The sequence below is a fragment of the Fusicatenibacter sp. genome (assembly GCF_977045365.1).
The window spans coordinates 1-18866 of the sequence record NZ_CDRRUH010000009.1; the positions used below are offsets into that span (position 1 = coordinate 1).

The 18866-nt window shown below is 50.8% G+C and carries 12 protein-coding genes, 1 tRNA gene and 1 rRNA gene; 13 read left to right on the plus strand and 1 reads right to left on the minus strand.

Annotation, left to right across the window (positions count from 1 at the left end; translation table 11 throughout):
• The 5 genes from ACY2VW_RS03515 to ACY2VW_RS03535 form a co-directional block, all read left to right on the plus strand.
• Positions 1-92: ribosomal RNA gene (locus tag ACY2VW_RS03515) — 23S ribosomal RNA — on the plus strand; the annotation flags it as partial.
• 83 nt (positions 93-175) lie between these two features.
• Positions 176-247: transfer RNA gene (locus tag ACY2VW_RS03520), tRNA-Asn, on the plus strand.
• A gap of 90 nt (positions 248-337) precedes the next feature.
• Positions 338-1123, plus strand: coding sequence for a class I SAM-dependent DNA methyltransferase (locus ACY2VW_RS03525; RefSeq protein WP_461874042.1), 786 nt, complete (start codon positions 338-340; stop codon positions 1121-1123).
• Positions 1124-1132: 9 nt separating this feature from the next.
• On the plus strand, positions 1133-2008 hold the full coding sequence (gene hslO, locus ACY2VW_RS03530) for an Hsp33 family molecular chaperone HslO (protein WP_022462421.1): 876 nt from the start codon (positions 1133-1135) through the stop codon (positions 2006-2008).
• Between the two features lie 15 nt (positions 2009-2023).
• The gene (locus ACY2VW_RS03535) at positions 2024-3934 is read left to right on the plus strand and encodes an NAD(+) synthase (protein WP_461877048.1); all 1911 of its coding nucleotides are present in this window, start codon (positions 2024-2026) and stop codon (positions 3932-3934) included.
• 130 nt (positions 3935-4064) lie between these two features.
• On the opposite strand, the gene ACY2VW_RS03540 is transcribed toward ACY2VW_RS03535, so the two are convergent.
• Positions 4065-4538 (minus strand): hypothetical protein, encoded by a 474-nt coding sequence (locus ACY2VW_RS03540; protein ID WP_461877049.1) that lies wholly within the window; start codon positions 4536-4538, stop codon positions 4065-4067.
• Positions 4539-4733: 195 nt separating this feature from the next.
• On the opposite strand from ACY2VW_RS03540, the gene ACY2VW_RS03545 reads away from it, so the two are divergent.
• From ACY2VW_RS03545 to ACY2VW_RS03580, 8 genes are all read left to right on the plus strand, one after another.
• Positions 4734-8228, plus strand: coding sequence for a PD-(D/E)XK nuclease family protein (locus ACY2VW_RS03545; protein WP_461877050.1), 3495 nt, complete (start codon positions 4734-4736; stop codon positions 8226-8228).
• A gap of 88 nt (positions 8229-8316) precedes the next feature.
• Complete coding sequence (gene addA, locus ACY2VW_RS03550; RefSeq protein WP_461877051.1) at positions 8317-12012, plus strand: helicase-exonuclease AddAB subunit AddA; 3696 nt, start codon at positions 8317-8319, stop codon at positions 12010-12012.
• 225 nt (positions 12013-12237) lie between these two features.
• The gene (locus ACY2VW_RS03555; RefSeq protein WP_461877052.1) at positions 12238-12888 is read left to right on the plus strand and encodes an ATP-binding protein; all 651 of its coding nucleotides are present in this window, start codon (positions 12238-12240) and stop codon (positions 12886-12888) included.
• A 130-nt stretch (positions 12889-13018) separates the two neighbouring features.
• Positions 13019-13576: a hypothetical protein gene (locus ACY2VW_RS03560; RefSeq protein WP_461877053.1), complete on the plus strand. Its 558-nt coding sequence runs from the start codon at positions 13019-13021 to the stop codon at positions 13574-13576.
• Positions 13577-13784: 208 nt separating this feature from the next.
• On the plus strand, positions 13785-15572 hold the full coding sequence (locus tag ACY2VW_RS03565) for a hypothetical protein (protein ID WP_461877055.1): 1788 nt from the start codon (positions 13785-13787) through the stop codon (positions 15570-15572).
• A gap of 301 nt (positions 15573-15873) precedes the next feature.
• Positions 15874-16881 (plus strand): LacI family DNA-binding transcriptional regulator, encoded by a 1008-nt coding sequence (locus ACY2VW_RS03570; protein ID WP_461874054.1) that lies wholly within the window; start codon positions 15874-15876, stop codon positions 16879-16881.
• Between the two features lie 103 nt (positions 16882-16984).
• Complete coding sequence (locus ACY2VW_RS03575; protein WP_461877100.1) at positions 16985-17872, plus strand: ABC transporter permease; 888 nt, start codon at positions 16985-16987, stop codon at positions 17870-17872.
• A 12-nt stretch (positions 17873-17884) separates the two neighbouring features.
• Positions 17885-18817 carry a carbohydrate ABC transporter permease gene (locus ACY2VW_RS03580; RefSeq protein WP_461877057.1) on the plus strand — a complete coding sequence of 311 codons (933 nt, stop codon included), beginning with the start codon at positions 17885-17887 and terminating at the stop codon, positions 18815-18817.
• The last annotated feature ends 49 nt before the right edge of the window (positions 18818-18866 follow it).

Sequence of the window (18866 nt, forward strand, 5' to 3'; positions counted from 1 at the left end):
ACCCCTTGAAGACGACGAGGTAGATAGGGCAGGGGTGGAAGTGCCGTAAGGCATGGAGCTGACTGTTACTAATCGGTCGAGGGCTTGACCTAATTGGTTGTGTTCACAGAGATGGAATGATAGATGTGTAGTGTATGCGGTTTTGAAGGTATATCAAATATCTTCAATTAAATAATCCTCGATAGCTCAATGGTAGAGCATTCGGCTGTTAACCGAAGGGTTGTTGGTTCGAGCCCAACTCGGGGAGTGAATGAGACCTGCAGGGATCCTGCAGGTCTTTTCGTATATTGAGTTGCCCTGTGTGATGTGATACAATAAGGCGTAGCTACTGGAAACGATGAAGGAGAAAAGAAAGATGAATGAAAGTTATACCAGTTTTGCCCAGGTATATGACATGTTCATGGACAACGTGGACTACCCTGCCTGGAGCAAATATCTGATTCAGCTTTTAAAAGAATATCAGGTGGAAGACGGACTGGTGCTCGATCTTGGCTGCGGAACGGGAAACATGACTGAGCTGCTCGCCAAAGAGGGCTACGATATGATCGGCGTGGACAACTCCGAGGATATGCTCGAGATTGCCAGTGAAAAACGCGCCGAGTCCGGCTTAAACATTTTATATCTGCTTCAGGATATGCGGGAATTTGAGCTTTACGGAACCGTGAAAGCGGTCGTGAGCATCTGCGATTCCATCAACTATATTCTGGAGGAAGACGATCTGCGGGAAGTCTTCTCGCTCGTCAACAATTATCTGGACCCGAAGGGCATGTTTATCTTTGATCTGAATACCAAGTATAAATATGAACAGATGGGTGAGACTACGATTGCGGAAAACCGCGAAGAGGCAAGCTTCATCTGGGATAATTACTATGACCCGGAGGAAGAGATCAACGAATATGAGCTTGCCATTTTCATCCCGGAGGGAGAAGATTCCGATCTGTACCGCAAATTTGAAGAGGTACATTATCAGAGAGCTTACGATCTTGCGACGATCCGCCGCTTATTGGAAGAGGCAGGCATGGAGTTTGTGACGGCCTACGATGCATTCACAAAGGATGCGCCGAGACCGGAGAGCGAACGTATTTATGTCGTAGCAAGAGAAAAAGGAAAAAGTGAGAAATAGGAGAGAAACATGGATTATATTGTAAGAGCAACAGCGGCAGACGGACAGATTCGTGCGTTTGCAGCGACAACAAGAGAAACCGTAGAGACAGCACGCCAGGATCACAACACGAGCCCGGTTGCAACCGCAGCGCTGGGCCGCCTTCTGACGGCAGGTGCGATGATGGGCGTTATGATGAAGGGAGATAAAGACCTTCTGACCCTGCGCATCCATGCCGGCGGACCGCTGAACGGCATTACCGTAACAGCAGATTCCAAAGGAAATGTAAAAGGTTACGTCGGAAACCCGGACGTCGTGATTCCGGCCAACAAAAAAGGAAAACTTGACGTGGCAGGTGCTGTCGGCGTCGGATTCATGGATGTCATCAAAGACCTGGGACTGAAAGAGCCGTACGTCGGACAGTGCGTTCTGCAGACGAGTGAAATCGCAGAGGACCTGACCTACTATTTTGCAACGAGTGAGCAGGTTCCGTCCAGCGTCGGACTCGGTGTGCTGATGAACAAAGACAATACTGTCCGTCAGGCCGGCGGCTTTATCATTCAGCTGATGCCGTTCTGCGATGAGAAAGTCATTGAAAAACTGGAACAGCGTCTGGCAGAAGTCAATTCTGTTACCGCATTTCTCGACGAGGGACTGACCCCGGAGCAGATTCTCGAAAAGCTGCTTGGAGACATGGATCTTGTGATCAATGATACTGTGCCGACCCAGTTTTACTGCAACTGCAGCCGTGAGCGTGTATCGAAAGCGCTGATTGCGGTTGGAAGAAAAGAACTGAACGAGATGATTCAGGAAGCAAAACCGGTGGAGCTGAAATGCCATTTCTGCAACAGCGCCTATGAATTTTCTACCGAGGATCTGAAAGAATTACTGCGCAAAAGCAAATAGCGGAGGGATAAAAAGATGAAACAGGGATTCGTAAAAGTCGCAGCCGCTTCCTGTGCGGTGGCAGTAGCGGATGTCAGAGAAAATACAAGAGTCATTCTGGAAACCATTCATAAAATGGCGGACGAGGGCGCAAAAGTGATGGTACTCCCGGAGCTGGCGCTGACCGGCTATACCTGCAGCGATTTATTCTGGCAGAGCCAGATGATCGACGCGGCGAAAGAGGGATTAAAAGAGATTGCCGACGGAACGAAAGGGACCGATGCACTGATTTTTGTCGGCCTTCCGTGGGAACAGGGCGGAAAGCTGTTTAATGTGGCCGCTGTACTCTGTCATGGAGAGCTGCTCGGCGTCGTACCGAAAAAGTATCTGCCGAACTACAATGAATTTTATGAGCTGCGTCACTTTACGCCGGGAAAAGAAGCGGTGACAATAACGGAATTTTTTGGAAAAGAGGTTCCGTTCGGCATGAATCTGCTCTTCCAGTGTGCGGAGATGCCGCGCCTCAAAGTTGCTGCAGAGCTCTGCGAGGATCTCTGGACCCCGAATCCACCGAGTGTGGCGCATGCCTTGGCCGGTGCGACGGTGATCGTCAATCTTTCCGCGAGTGATGAGATGGTTGGAAAAGACAGCTATCGGAGAAGCCTCGTGAGTGCACAGTCGGCACGTCTGATCTGCGGTTATATTTATGCGACAGCCGGAGAGGGCGAGTCCACGACGGATCTCGTCTTTGGCGGACAGCATCTGATTGCGGAGAACGGAACGATTCTTGCCGAGGCAAAACGGTTTGAGAATCAGATCGTCTGTGCGGATCTCGATGTCGATCGTCTGACGAGTGAGCGCAGAAGAATGACCACGTATCCGGAACAGAGAACCGACGGTTATCAGGTGGTTAAGTTCTCATTAACAATAGAAGAAACAAAGCTGACCCGTTACTTCGATCCGCGGCCGTTCGTACCGTCGGATAAGCACAACCGGGATCAGCGATGTGATGAAATTTTAAATATTCAGGCCATGGGACTGAAAAAACGTCTGGCGCATACGCACTGCAAGAGCGCGGTCATCGGTATTTCCGGCGGACTCGATTCGACGCTGGCACTGCTCGTCACTGCAAGAGCGTTCGATCTGCTCGGCCTTCCGAGAAACCAGATTCTTTCTGTGACCATGCCATGCTTTGGAACGACGGACCGCACGTATCAGAATGCCTGTGAACTGACGCGGTGCCTTGGTGCAACCTTAAAAGAGGTCGACATCAAAGAGGCCGTCAATCTCCATTTCCGCGACATCGGACAGGATCCGGAGAAGCACGATGTGACGTATGAAAACGGACAGGCGCGTGAGAGAACACAGATTCTGATGGATCTCGCCAACCAGTCCGGCGGCATGGTCATCGGAACGGGTGATCTTTCGGAGCTGGCACTTGGCTGGGCAACATACAACGGCGACCATATGTCAATGTATGCCGTCAATGCATCCGTACCGAAAACGCTGGTGCGCCATCTGGTACAGTATTATGCGGACACCTGCGGGGAAAAAGCACTTTCCGATATCCTTCTGGATGTGCTCGACACGCCGGTCAGCCCGGAACTGCTGCCGCCGAAGGACGGTGTCATTTCCCAGAAGACAGAAGATCTTGTCGGACCGTACGAGCTTCATGATTTCTTCTTATATTATATGCTGCGTGTGACGTACGAACCGCTCAAGATTTACCGTGTGGCAAAACTTGCATTTGCCGGTGTCTACGATGATGCGACGATCTTAAAATGGCTGAAAACGTTCTACTGGAGATTTTTTGCACAGCAGTTCAAACGCTCCTGCCTGCCGGATGGCCCGAAGGTCGGAAGCGTTGCGGTATCCCCGCGCGGCGACCTGCGTATGCCGAGTGATGCGTGCGTGAAGCTCTGGAGAGAGGAACTTGACCAGCTGTAAAAAACAAAACAGAAAATACGGAAAGAAACAAAGATAATCCAAATTGGTGCAGACAATCAAATTTTGAGATGCACGGCAGAAAAAAGGCTTCGGAGCAGAAGAATGCTTCGAGGCCTTTTTCATGGAAAGATCATGATTCTGCGGCGGAAGGATTTTGAGCCTGTTCGAGCGCCTGATTGATCGCGGAGACGAGCAGTTCAGAGGTGTAGCGGTCGTCCTCTCCGTAGATGAGGCCTTCCGTTGTCTGATTCACATAGATCTGGCTGGCGATGGAATCGAGCGCGGGCTCCATGAGCGGATACATGGCGGCGGTGGTTTCACTTAAGTTATTCAGTGAAATCGCGGTGATGCGGTCCTGCTCAACATTGACCTGCACATCGAAGGTCTGGTCGCCGAGGGAGATTGTGGAGGTGTAGATGCCGGGAATGTAGCGTGCATTTTCGGCGGAAGCAGCAGTGGTGACAGAAGGCTTTTTCGCAGAATCCTTCTTCCCGGAGAACATGATCAGAAACACCACGAGAAGAATCAGCGCGAGAGCAAGAAAAACAGCGGTGTAAACCACTTCTTTCATATGTAATACAACAATTTTCGTTTTGGAACTCATGGGCGGGCACACTCCTTTTTGGAAAGTCGTCTGCGGGGCGGAACAGACGGGCGTTTTTACTATAATGTATGTGGGAAGAATGGTTTTTATGAAAGTCGTTCTACAGCAGGTTGATTGCATCAAAAAAAAGAGTCTGCTATACTGTAGCTATGTTTATTTTGGGGCAGAAGTGGATCAGAACAGGAGGAGCAAAGTATGAGCCTGCAGTTTATTATGGGAAATTCGGGGGCCGGAAAATCGCGGTATGCGTATGAAAAAATTCTGGCGGAAGCGGCGCGCCACCCGGAGAAAAATTATCTGATTGTCGTGCCGGAGCAGTTTACGATGCAGACACAGAAAGAACTCGTGTCTCTGCATCCGGCGGGCGGTATTTTAAATATTGATATCTTAAGTTTCCAGCGTCTGGCATACCGTATTTTTGAGGAGACCGGCGGAAGCCTGTATCCGGTGCTCGAAGAGACGGGAAAAAGCCTTGTGGTGAAGCGCGTTGCGCAGGAAAAGAAAAAGGAGCTGACAATTCTTGGCAGCACGTTAAAAAGAACCGGTGCGGTTTCGCAGATGAAATCGCTGATCTCCGAGCTGAAGCAGTACCAGATTGCGCCGTCTGAGCTTGATGCGTGGGCGGAAGAGACGGGAGAGAAAAAGCTGCTGGCGGCAAAGCTGAAGGACACCGGTGTGATCTACCGTGCGTTTGAGGAATATCTGGAAAACCGTTATGTGACGGCGGAGGATGTGCTGGAAGTTCTGGCGGGGAAACTGGAAGAATCGGCGCTGATCAAAAACAGTGAGGTGCTGGTGGATGGGTTTACCGGATTTACGCCGGTACAGATCGGTGTGCTTGGAAAGCTGTTCCGGCTCTGTGCGAAGGTTTATGTGACGATTATTATGGATGAGCGGGAGGACCCGTATAAAAAGGCGATTCCGCATCAGCTTTTTGCGATGAGCCGCCAGCTTGTCCAGCAGCTTATGAAAGCGGCAGACGAAGCAGGGTGTCCGGTGGAGCCGGAAATCTGGGTCAGACGCTCGGGATATGGCCGTTTTCGGCCGGGAAGCACGATGGATCAGCTGGAACAGAGGCTGTTCCGGTATGGGAAGAGAGGCTTTTCCGGAAATGGAATAGAAAAAAGACCGGAATCAGGACCGGAAGCAAAGACGGGAAATCCGGCAGCAGGACACGAGGCGAACCAGCGGGGAATCTATATCAGCGTAGCGCCGAATCCGCGTGCCGAGCTGGAAGAGACGGTGCGTCTGATCCGCCGCATGGTGCGCGAGGAGGGCATGCGCTACCAGGATTTCGCCGTTCTGACCGGAGATCTCTCCGTTTACGGTACGTATGCGCGGGAAATCTTTGAAAAATGCGGTGTTCCGTACTTTGTGGATGAAAAACATTCTGTACTGATGAACCCGTTTGTGGAATTTCTGCGTGCAGCGATCGAGATGGTCGTGCAGAGCTTTTCCTACGAAAGTGTCTTCCGCTATCTGCGCTGCGGCCTTTCGAGTCTGGACCGCGAGGAGACGGATGCGATGGAAAACTATGTGCTCGCGCTTGGTATCCGTGGGCTGAAAGCGTATGGGGAAACCTGGACGAGGGGCTACCGCGGCATCAAGCCGGATGAAGTGCCGCAGCGCAATCTTCTGCGGGAAAAATTCTATGCTGAGGTTCAGCCGTTTGCGGAGCAGATGAAAAAGAAAGATGCCACTGTGCGGGAGCGGACCGAGGCGCTGTATGCACTGGCAGTGCAGAATCAGATGCAGGAAAAGCTCGAGGAGCGGCGGCAGCAGTTTGAACAGCAGGGACAGGAGGCGTTCGCAAAAGAATACAGCCAGATTTACGGCATTGTCATGGAGCTGCTGGACAAAATTGTCGAGGTGCTGGGCGATGAGAAGATGACGCTGGCAGAGTATCAGGAAATTCTGGAGGCGGGCTTTGCGGAGGCATCTGTCGGCATTATTCCGCCGACCGCGGATCAGGTGCTGATCGGTGATAATGAACGGTCGCGTCTGAAGGACATCCGCGTGCTGTTTTTCGTCGGCGTGAATGACGGGCTGATTCCGCGCCACGACGCGGGCGGCGGTATTCTCTCGGAGTATGACCGTGAGGAACTGGAACGGGCGGACGCCAAGCTGTCCCCGACGGCGCGGGAGACGATGTACCAGCAGAAATTTCATCTCTACCGAAATCTGACGAAGCCGTCGGAGCGGCTCTATCTTTCGTTTGCCAAGGCGGGCGCGTCCGGCGAGGCGCAGAATCCGTCATATCTGATCAATGAGATTCGAAAGCTGTTCCCGGAGATTCCGGTGCGGGATATTGAAAAAGAGGAAAAACCGGAGGAAAAACTGGAAATGCCGCGTTCCGGCGAGGCACTGTTTCTGGAGGAGCTTGGCAGAGCGGCGGAGGGAGAGATCGATCCGCTGTTTGAGGAGCTTTACCGCTGGTATGCAGCACATCCGGAGGCGGGAATTCCGGCGGAGACGTATCGGAAAGCGGCGTTTCTTCGCTGTGCGGACGGTGTGATTGGACGAAGTGCGGCATCGGCACTGTACGGAGAGACGTTAAAAAACAGTGCAACGCGGCTGGAAAAGTATGCGGCGTGTGCGTTTGCCCACTTTATGGAGTTCGGTCTCCAGATCCGCGAGCGGGATCAGTATGAGCTGAAAGCGGCGGATATGGGAACGGTCATGCATGAAGCGCTTGAGAAGTTTTCGAAAAAACTGCAGGAGAACGGTGAGACCTGGAAAACGGTGACTGATGACACGCGCGACCGTCTGATCGAGGAGTGTGTGGAGGAGACGATGGCAGACTATGGAAACACGATTTTCCAGAGCTCAAGCCGGAACCAGTACCGCATTATCCGCGTGAAGCGGATCCTGAAACGAACCGTCTGGGCACTGCAGCAGCAGATCCTGCAGGGAGAATTTGAGCCGGGAGAATTCGAGGTTTCGTTTTCGATGGAGGACTCGCTGTCAGCGATTAACATTGATCTGTCGGAGCATGAAAAAATGCGCCTGCGCGGGCGGATCGACCGCGTGGATCTCTGTGAGACGGACGATAAGGTCTATGTGAAAATTATTGACTATAAAACGGGAAATACGTTGCTTGACCTGGTGGCGCTTTATTATGGACTGCAGCTGCAGCTTGCGGTCTATCTTGATGCGGCAGTGGAGCTGGAACAGAAAAAGCATCCCGGCAAACAGGTAGAGCCGGCGGGCGTGTTCTATTATCATATCGATGATCCGATGCTCGATCAGGCGGAGGATGAGACCGACGAGGCGTGGGGCCGGCGGATGCTGAAAGCGCTGCGGATGGATGGTCTTGTGAATGCGGACCGGAAAGTTGTGGAGCTTCTCGACCGCGTGCTCGAGGACGGAACGACATCCGATGTGATTCCGGTTGGAAAGAAGAAGGACGGAAGCTACACGAGCTATTCGAAAGTAGCATCGCCGGAGCAGTTTGATGTGATCCGTACGTACACCAGAAAGAAGGTGCGCGAGATCGGAGAGGGCATTTTCTCGGGTAATGTAAAAATTTCCCCGTATCAGCGGGACGGTGCGACGGCGTGTGCGTACTGTGAATATCAGGGGATCTGTGGATTTGACCAGAAAATTCAGGGATACGAGTACCGCAAACTGAAGGGCATGGACACGGAACTGCTGATGAAGGCAATGCAGGAGATAACACAAAGTGATTAAAAAGAGTGACTGCCTTCCGGAAAGGAAAGAGAAATGCAGTTTTCCATGTATGAGAAAGTAATCAGCCAGAAAGAAGAGGGAGAGATAAATGGCAGTAAAATGGACAGCGGAACAGCAGAAAGTCATTGATACGAGAGACCGGAATCTTCTGGTCAGCGCAGCGGCCGGTTCCGGAAAGACGGCGGTTCTGGTAGAGCGGATCCTTGCAATGGTGAAAGATCCCGTGCACCCGATTGATATTGATCAGCTTCTTGTCGTGACTTTTACGCGTGCGGCGGCGGGAGAGATGAAAGAGAGAATCGGCCGTGCCCTGCAGCAGAGCCTGGAGGAAAATCCGGAGAATGAGCATTTACAGCGGCAGCAGACCCTGCTTCACCATGCGCAGATCAGCACGATCCATGGCTTCTGTTCGTATGTGATAAAAAATTATTTTCAGATGATCGATCTCGATCCGGTATACCGCATGGCGGATGAGGGAGAGATCCGTCTGATGAAAAGCGACGTGATCCAGAAAGTGATGGAGGAGCGGTTTGCGGAAAAAGATCCTGCGTTTACACGGTTTGTGGAGAGCTACGCGGCGGGAAAACAGGATGACGGACTCGACGCGCTCGTGCTGAAGCTGTATGAATTTTCTATGAGTTATCCGTGGCCGGAACAGTGGCTTGAGGAGTGCCGGGCGGCGTATCAGATCAATTCGCCGGAGGCGGTGCAGAAAAGTATCTGGGTACAGGAGCTGATGGCTGAGGCGGAAAAGCGGCTCTCGAGTATTCTGGAAGGAATTGAGGAAAACCGGAAAACGGCCGTAAGCCCTGGCGGACCGTATCTGTATGACGAGGCGCTGGCATCAGATCAGCAGATGGTGGAAGAGCTGATCGAGACGGAATCGTTCGACGGAATGGTGCGCGCGATGGCCGGAATGAAGTTCAAGGCGCTTTCGCGGAAAAAGGCAGACGATGTGAGCGAGGCGCTGAAAGATCAGGTGAAGGCGGAGCGCGATGCGTGCAAAAAAGAACTGCAGAAATTAAAAGAGCAGTTTTTCGAGAAGGACAGCGTCGAGATTGCGGAGGAGATTGCGGACTGCCGGGAGCCGATCGGTGTGCTGACCGATCTGACGGAGCAGTTTGCGAAAGCGTTTGCAGAGAAAAAACGGAGCAAAAATATTCTTGATTATGCCGACCTGGAACACTTTGCGCTCGAAATTCTTGTGCAGCAGGAGGACGGCCGTCTGGTGCGGACCGATGCGGCGCGGGAGCTTTCGGAACAGTTCCGCGAAATCATGATCGATGAGTATCAGGACAGCAACTTTATCCAGGAGGCACTGCTCTCTGCAGTGTCCGGCGAGGAGGAAGGCAGATGGAACCGGTTTATGGTCGGCGATATCAAGCAGAGCATCTACGGATTCCGCCTGGCGCGTCCGGAGCTGTTTCTGGAAAAATATCATACGTATGCGAAGGACGGGGAAAGCCAGCAGAGAATTGATCTCGACAAAAACTTCCGAAGCCGGCCTGAAGTGCTTGCAACCGCGAACTATGTATTCCGCAAGCTGATGAGCAAGGAGCTTGGCGGCATTGCGTACGATGAGGCGGCGAGCCTCCATGTGGGAGCAGCGTTTCCTGTATCGCCGGAAATGGAAGAGGGAAAGGCGGAAACGTGGCAGAAAGCATATGAAACGGAACTTCTTTTACTGGATGACAAGGCGCCCGAGCTGGAAGATGATAAGTCGCGTGAGACAAAGATGGAAACGGAGGCGGCTGCCGTTGCGGCGCGCATCCGCGAGATGGTCGGAAATGAGGAGGTCGTGGACAAAGAGACTGGGGAATACCGGAAAATCCAGTACCGCGATATCGTAATTCTGCTTCGTGCGGTCAGCGGATGGGCGGAGACGTTTTCGCGCGTACTGCAGGCGGCGGGAATTCCGGCGTACAGTACATCAAAAACGGGATACTTTTCCACGCAGGAAATCGTGACGGTGCTGAATTATCTGCATCTGTGCGACAATCCATGCCAGGAGATTCCGTTTACGGCAATTCTCCGCTCGCCGATCTGCGGATGCACTGATGCAGAGCTTGCTGCGGTGCGTTGTGTGGATAAAGACGTAAAAATTTATGAGGCATGTGGAAAATATGCGGCGGCGGGCGAAGATGAGACGCTTCGGGAGAAACTGCGGCGGTTCCTCACACAGCTCGAACAGCTGCGGAGCCGTGTGCCGTACACGCCGATTCATGAACTGATTACGCAGATTCTCGAGGAGACGGGTTACGGCGGCTATGCATCTGCGATGCCGGGCGGCGTGCAGCGGCGGGCGAATCTGGAGATGCTGGTGGAAAAGGCGGTAGAGTTCGAGGCCACGAGTTACCGCGGCCTGTTCAACTTTATCCGTTATATCGAACAGCTTCAGAAGTATGAAGTGGATTTCGGCGAGGTGAATATTTATGGTGAGAGCGCAGATACCGTGCGTATTATGAGTATCCACAAGAGTAAGGGACTTGAGTTTCCGGTCGTGTTCCTCTCCGGTATGGGAAAATCGTTCAACCAGATGGACAGCCGCGCGGCACTGGTGCTGCATTCGCGGATGGGCATCGGTGCAGATGCGATCGATCCCGAGCACCGCGTGCGTCAGGCGACGCTGCCGCGGCAGATTATCCGGCAGAGTATGAAACTGGAAAATCTGGCGGAGGAACTGCGTGTGCTCTACGTTGCGATGACGCGTCCGAAGGAGAAGCTGATCATGACTGGCATGGCGTCGAAGCTGGAAAGCCGTGTGAAACAGTGCGCGGCACATGCGGGACGGCAGGAAGAACAGCTGTCGTATCAGACTTTGAGCAGTGCATCCGGTTATTTTGACTGGATTCTGCCGGCGTTTTCCCGGAACCGGTGTTTTGATGGGCTGTATGAGCAGTTTGGTCTTGCGGGTAATGCGGAAAATCCATTGTACGCGGAGAAAATTCCGGTTACGATCCGCCTGGTATCACCGGCGGGACTCGTCGAGGGCGAGGTTCTGCACCAGATGGAGCGCGCGGTGAATGAGCAGAAAATCATGGAAATTCCGAAACAGCCGCCGCGGGAAGAGGCGCTGAAGGAACTCGTGGAAGAGCGGTTTTCGTATCAGTATCCGTATGAAGACGAGAAGCAGATTCCGGTAAAGGTTACGGTTTCCCAGCTGAAAAAGGCAGGAATGGAGGAATCCGAAATCGGAAAAGAGCTGTTCGTTCAGGAAGAATTTGTTCCAATTGTGCCTGGATTTATGAAAAAGGATAACGCCGAGGCCCTGACCGGAGCTGACCGAGGAACCGCATACCACCGTCTGCTGGAATGCCTCGATTACCGCAGGGCATACAGCATCAAAGAGCTGATGGCACAGACGGAGGAACTTGTCGCGGAAGGAAAAATGACGAAAGAGGCGGCGGACTGCATTTACTTCAAATCCGTTCTGGCATTTGCCAAGAGTCCGGTCGGAATGCGGATGCGGAATGCATTTCTGAATGGAACGCTGAGGAGGGAGCAGCCGTTTGTGATGTCCGTTCCGGCAAGTGAGGCAGATCCGTCGTATCCCGCGGATGAAACCATTCTCGTGCAGGGAATCATTGATGCGTGGTTCACCGAGGGTGAGAAACTAGTTCTCGTGGACTATAAAACAGATCGCGTGAAAGAAGCCGGAGAGTTGAAAAAACGGTATGAAAAACAGCTCATGTATTACCAGCAGGCACTCGAGCGGACGACGGGGAAGAAAGTAAAAGAAAAAATTATTTACTCGCTGGCGCTGGATGAGGAGCTGGTGCTGTAAAAAAACAAAAATTATTTTAGGGTTCAGCAAGCTGGATGCGTAATTCAGAGGCGGGAAAGCTGTGAAGAGAAAGGGCACGGCGTTCCTGCCTTTTTTGTACAGGACAAAAAAACAGGTTCTGCCGGCTGGGACGGAAGGAAAAAACTACTAGAAAAAAGAACTGTTAAAGAAGGGATAAAGTATGGTATCATGATTGAGAAACAAAAAGAAAAAGGAGATTCCATCATGATTCGAAAAATTGTTCAGATAGACGAAGAAAAATGTACGGGATGCGGACTCTGTGCGCATGCCTGTCATGAGAGTGCGATTGCGATGGTCGACGGAAAGGCGAAGCTGATCCGCGATGACTATTGCGACGGGTTCGGCGACTGCCTGCCGGTCTGTCCGGCGGACGCGATTTCGTTTGTGGAGCGGGAGGCACTGCCGTATAATGAAGAGGCGGTGAAGGAGAACCAGCGGAAGGCGAAGGAAGCGGCTGACTTGCAGAAAACGGAAAGCGGCGCAGCAGCTCCATCACAGCTCCGCCAGTGGCCGGTGCAGATTAAGCTGGTGCAGGAGCGTGCTTCCATGTTTGCAGGAGCGGACCTTCTCGTTGCGGCGGACTGTACGGCGTATGCGTACGGAAACTTCCATCAGGATTTCATCCGCAATCATGTTGTGCTGGTGGGTTGTACAAAACTCGACGACATCGACTATTCCGAGAAGCTTGCGCGGATTTTTCTGCGGAATGAGATTAAGAGCATCACGGTTGCACGTATGGAAGTTCCGTGCTGTGCGGGAATGGAGCGTGCGGTGAAAATGGCGCTGAAAGAGAGCGGGAAGAAGATTCCGGTGAAAACGGTTGTGATTTCTACGGAAGGTGAGATTCTGCAGTGAACCTGCAAAAAAGATCGAAAGGGCAGGGGCTGAAAGGATCCTGCGTTCTCCATGGAAACAGCGTGAAAAACAAAAGAGAAAAACATCTGTTCCAAAGAAAATACGGAGCAGGCAGGATGGGAGAATTGAAATGACAAAAATACAGGAGGAACTCATCGGTGCTTTGATCGGGCTTGCGCGGTCAGTGGATGGAAGAGGAGAGGCCGTCGATGGCGAATCGCAGGAATTTTCGAGCGGTGACAGCAATGGTTACAGACCGGATGGCGCGACACATCAGATTCTGCTTGCAGGGCTCTGCGCGGCAGATCCGGAAAAAGAACTGACAGAAGAAAATGGAAAAGAATGGATTGCACGCGTTGAGGCGGAGAAAAACCGTCTGAATCCTGACTGCGCCGTCTGCAAAGGAAAATGCGGCAGAACCGACAATTATGATCTGGAAGAACTGGAGACGGACGATCCGGCGGACCGTGCGCTGAAAGAAGAACTGCTGGCCGGGCTGTTCCCGATGGCGGAGAAACTGCAGAAGAGGCAGGGATCTCGGACGGAAGAGGACGAAAAACAGAAATCAGACGACAGGACAGCGGTAAACTCTATTTATAAGGCGCTGTTTGCGATTGGAAATTATGTCGGTGAGAAACGGCTGAAGAGCGTTGTGCAGGAAATGAAGGCACTGCGGGAAAGGTATTAAAGAACACAGGAAAAGAGAAGAAAAAGCAGGAAAAATCCCCTGGTTTCGGAAGAAAAGGTTCCGGAAACAGGGGGTTTTTCTGCGTTCTGCGAGAAGTGCATAAAAGGTATTATCGTGATTTCACAAAGTTACAGAATGGTTAAGAAAAGGGCATCGGAGTGGTCTCGGAAATGTACTGGGGCTGAAGCCGGAGGCAAATAATTCCTATATGCAGAAAATGTATACCGGAAAAGAGTCCGGTCTGGAAGAGCCGGTCGAAAAGCTGCACACAAACCTTGTCAATTATCTGAATGAGTGTGAGGAGCAGGGATACCACTATAATTTCATTATCACATCCGTATCGGGTGTATTCAGTGACAACGCGCCGCCGGCTGGTGATATTCTGGAAAATATTCAGGCCTATAATAAAAAATATGGAACGGAAACAGAGATTCGCATGGTTTCCCTGCAGGAGCTGTATGCAGCTATAAAAGACGAGCTTACCGATGCGCCGGTTTACCATGGAGATTTGACCGACTGGTGGGCAGACGGTGTGGGAAGTACCCCGTATGCCGTAAAACATTATAAAGAAGCACAGCACAAGTATCACCTGTGTGAACGCCTCGACAGAAAAGCCGGCGAAAAGTACCCGGAACTCTGGAGGACAGCACAGGATAACCTGATGCTGTATGCCGAGCACACCTGGGGCCATTCCTCCACAATCACTAATCCGTACGATACGATGGTGCTCAATCTCGACATCCGTAAGAACAGCTATGCATCAAAGGCCCATGAAGCGTCTGCAAAGATCATGAACCGTATCATGAAAGAAAAAGGTGATTTGCTCCGTTATTACAATACGAGCGGAAAAATCCGCGTTTACCCGACCGCAAAAACGGAGGGGCCTCAGGCAGTGGAATTCTATATTGAAACCTTAAATATGCCGGCAGCCGAAGTTCGGGACAGCGAAGGAAATGTGCTGACCTGTCAGGTCTCGGAGCATCCGCGCGGACGCAGAATCTCGTTTGTAGACACCTTTAAACCGGGAGAGCCGAAGGAATACACGTATGCCAGAAAAGAAGCCGTTCCGGAAAAAATGAACACACGTCAGTGCTATATGGGAGCTGAGCGTGTACGCGATATCGTAAACAGCTACGATGCAGAGACGTATCATCTGCCATATTATTACGAAAATAAATATTTCATGCTGTCCTACCGCGCACAGGAGGGCATCCAGTCGCTGATCGACAAGAGAACCGGAAAAGAACTCCTTGGCAAAGGCGAGGCGCCGTTCTTCACCCCGATGTATCAGGTAACAGAACTGAAAAATCACGGCTATCTTTGCCAGGAGTATGCAGAGCGCAGTTTAATGGGACGAAACATCCGCGGAGCACATGCGAAGCTGTACTGTGCAAAGCTGGAGGACATTGTGGTAGAAGAACGCGGACCGGTATTTACCATTCTGCGACTGCAGTACATCATGCCGGGCAGCATCCACACAGAGGTTATTCTGAAGTTCTATGAGGAAATACCGAGAATTGACTTTACGATGCATCTTGGAAAGACGATCTCGATGAACGAAGAGAATGTCTTCCTGCCGCTCAATCTGAACTTTGAGGACTGCAGTCTCTATCTGCGAAAAGGAAAAGAAGCGTTCCGCCCGGGCGTCGATCAGCTTCCGGGAACGTGTATGGAATATTACATGTCGGATGACGGAATCGCTTATACATCCCCGGAAGGAGGCGCGCTGATCGCCACACGGGATACACCGCTTGTTTACATGGGTGAGATGAAGCATCATCCGATTGCCTTGTGTGACAGGAAAGAGGAAAATAATCAGCGTCCGGTTTATTCCTGGGTGATGAACAATAAATGGGAGACAAACTTCAAGATGGATCTGTCCGGTTTCGGAGAGTATCTGTACAGCCTCTGGTTAAGTAACGAAACAGATCCGGAGAAGGCGATGGACGAATTGAAAGAAAAGACATTTGATCCGTATGTTATGATTGTAGAATAACAGCAGAGAAGAAGTTGTCGCCGTAAGTCTGACCAACAGTTAAAAGTCAGACTTGCGGCTTTTATTCAAAGCGGATATTTGCAATCCACTTCGACAAATGTTAGGTGACTTAATAAGAAAATGGCAGCTTGCTGTCGGATAAGATAAAAGGAACGAAGACCAAACGCTCGATCTATACAAATGAAACACAGAAAATCAGAATTTTCATATGCAAAATAACGAAAAAGATATTGACATTTGAAATGAAGAATGGTAACATTTAGTTACAAGTTAAGAAACAAATAGAGAGGCTGTTGGTAACATGGCAGAGAGAAAATCAGTATCCATGCAGGATCTGGCAGATAAGCTGGGCATCAGTAAAGTAACAGTTTCCAAGGCGCTGAACGGAAAAGACGGCGTGGGAGAAGAACTGAAAGAAAAGATTTTTGCACTTGCGAGAGAATCCGGTTATGTCCTCCCGGACTACGGAAAACGGAAGAGCAAAAAAGTCGGTATCATCATGAGTCCGCGGTTCAGCTCCGGAGACGAAGGAAAATTTTATATGGCAATGTACGAGCGGATCATCTACGAGCTGCAGAGAGCATCCTGCTCGAGTATCATGATTTCTCCGACAACAGCAACACTTCCGTCGGACATGAACACGATACAGACCAGAGGGCTGTTCGACGGCCTGATCTTTCTTGGTATTCTCGATAAGGGTGTCCGGGAGCAGATTGCACAGATCGATCTCCCGAAGGTGTATGTGGACATCTACGATCGGACCCACAAATCCGATTCCGTCATCACCGAGAATATTTACAGCTCCTATGAGCTGACCAATTACCTGATCCAGCAGGGTCACACAGACATCGGATTTGTCGGAACCGTAGGAAGTACAACTAGTATTTCCGACCGGTATCTCGGGTATCTGAGGAGAATGCTGGAGGAGGGAATTTCCCCGAAAAATGAGTGGAGAATCCCGGACCGGAGCGAGGAAGGCATTGCCATTCCGCTTTTGCTGCCGGAGAAGCTTCCCACCGCATTTGTCTGTAACTGCGATGCTACCGCATTTAAATTAGTACAGACATTAAAAGAGCGTGGAATCCGCGTACCGGAGGATGTTTCCGTGACCGGTTTTGATGATTCCATTTATGCACAGCTGTGCAGTCCGCCGCTCACCACGGTTGCGGTTGACACCGACGCGATTGCACGTCTTGCGGCAAAGCGTATGATCAAACATATGAATGAACCGCAGAAAAAGGGCGGTGAGGTATACCGCATCCCCGGAAAGATTATTTACCGGGATTCCGTTTGTAAGATAAACGGGTAAAGTGATAAGCCCGAGCAATCGGGAGAAGGAGGAAAAAATCTTGAGTAAACCAAGCAAAAAGAAAAAAGGACGCTGGACCAAGAATGACACGGAGCTGACCGTCATGGCGCTGCCGACCACCGTCTGGTACGTTCTGTTCTGCTTCCTGCCGATGTTCGGTCTGGTTATTGCATTCAAGAACTACAAAATTACCGGTGGAAAGAGTTTCATTTACAACCTGTTCCACAGTGACTGGGCCGGATTTAAAAACTTTTCGTTCCTGATCAGATCCAACGATCTGTTCGTCATCCTGCGAAATACGATTCTGTATAACCTGGCGTTTATTGTCCTGGGTATGATCTTCTCCGTAGGACTGGCTATCATGATCAGTCTGCTGCATAACAAAAGAGCATCGAAGGTATATCAGACCATGATGTTCTTCCCATACTTCATGTCATGGGTTGTAGCTTCCTACTTCCTGGATGCATTCCTGAACCAGGACAACGGTCTGATTAACAGCATTCTGAGAAACGCAGGAAAGGAGCCGATTCAGTGGTACATGAGTGCCGGTGTATGGCCATTTATCCTGATCTTCATGTATCTGTGGAAATCCACCGGATACAACATGGTCATCTACCTGTCCAGTATTTCCGGTATCGATACAACACTGTATGAGGCAGCCGTTATGGACGGTGCCAACAAGAGACAGCAGGTATGGCACATCACCCTGCCGTGCTTAAAGAGCGTCATTATCATGATGTTCATCCTGAATGTCGGAAAGGTCTTTTACTCCGACTTCGGACTGTTCTTCCAGCTTTCCCAGGGAGCGAGCGGTTCCATCTTCAAAACGACAGCAACTATTGACACATATGTATACAACGCACTGCAGTCTTCTACTCCGATCGGAATGACTTCTGCGGCAACATTCTTCCAGTCTGTTGCATGCTGCATCACCATCCTTCTTGCCAATGCCATTGTGAAGAAGATTGATGAAGACAGCGCGATTATTTAAGGAGGTACAAAAATGGCAAAAAAGAAAAAAGATCTTGATCTGGCTTCCTCTTCACATTTAAATCAGATCCAGGGATCTACAAATGCAATTTTCAATGTTATTTTTGTAATCCTTGCCCTGGCCTGCATTATCCCGGTGGTATTCATCTTCATGATCTCGATTTCTTCCGAGCATTCGATCAAGATGAACGGCTACCAGTTTATCCCGAGCGCATACTCGCTGGATTCCTACAAATTCCTGTTCCGCGAAGGACAGATGATTCTGACAGCACTCGGCGTTTCCGTTGTTGTAACCGTAGTTGGTACCGTCATCGGTGTTGCCCTCACCATGTTGATGGGATACGTCCTTTCCAGAAGCAACTACAAACTGAACGGATTCTTCACCATGATCGTCTTCATTCCGATGATCTTCAACGGTGGTATGATTTCTTCTTACGTAGTCAACACACAGTTCCTGAACCTGAAAAACAGTATCTGGGCGCTGATCCTTCCGCTTTGTGTTTCGTCCTTCAACGTTGTCATCTGTAAAACATTCTTCAAGACCAACATTCCGGAATCCATCATCGAGTCGGCACAGATCGACGGTGCAACCCAGTTCCAGATTTTCGGAAAGATCGCACTGCCGCTGTCCAAACCGCTGATGGCAACGATCGCCCTGTTCCTGACCTTCGGTTACTGGAACGACTGGTTCCAGTCTTCCCTGTACATCAGCGACACGAACCTGTATTCTCTGCAGGCCCTGCTGGATCACGTACAGAGAAACATCGAGGTAATGGCAAACAACCCGTCGCTCGGCGTTTCCACGGCACAGTACGTAAACTCTATGCCGAAAGAGGGCGCACGTATGGCGATGGCAATCATCATCATCATCCCGATCGCATGCTGCTATCCGTTCTTCCAGAAATACTTTATTTCCGGTCTGACCGTCGGCGCAGTAAAAGGCTGATCGACACTTACTTTATTGATCTCATACTGAAGCAAAAAGGTTTCAGTTA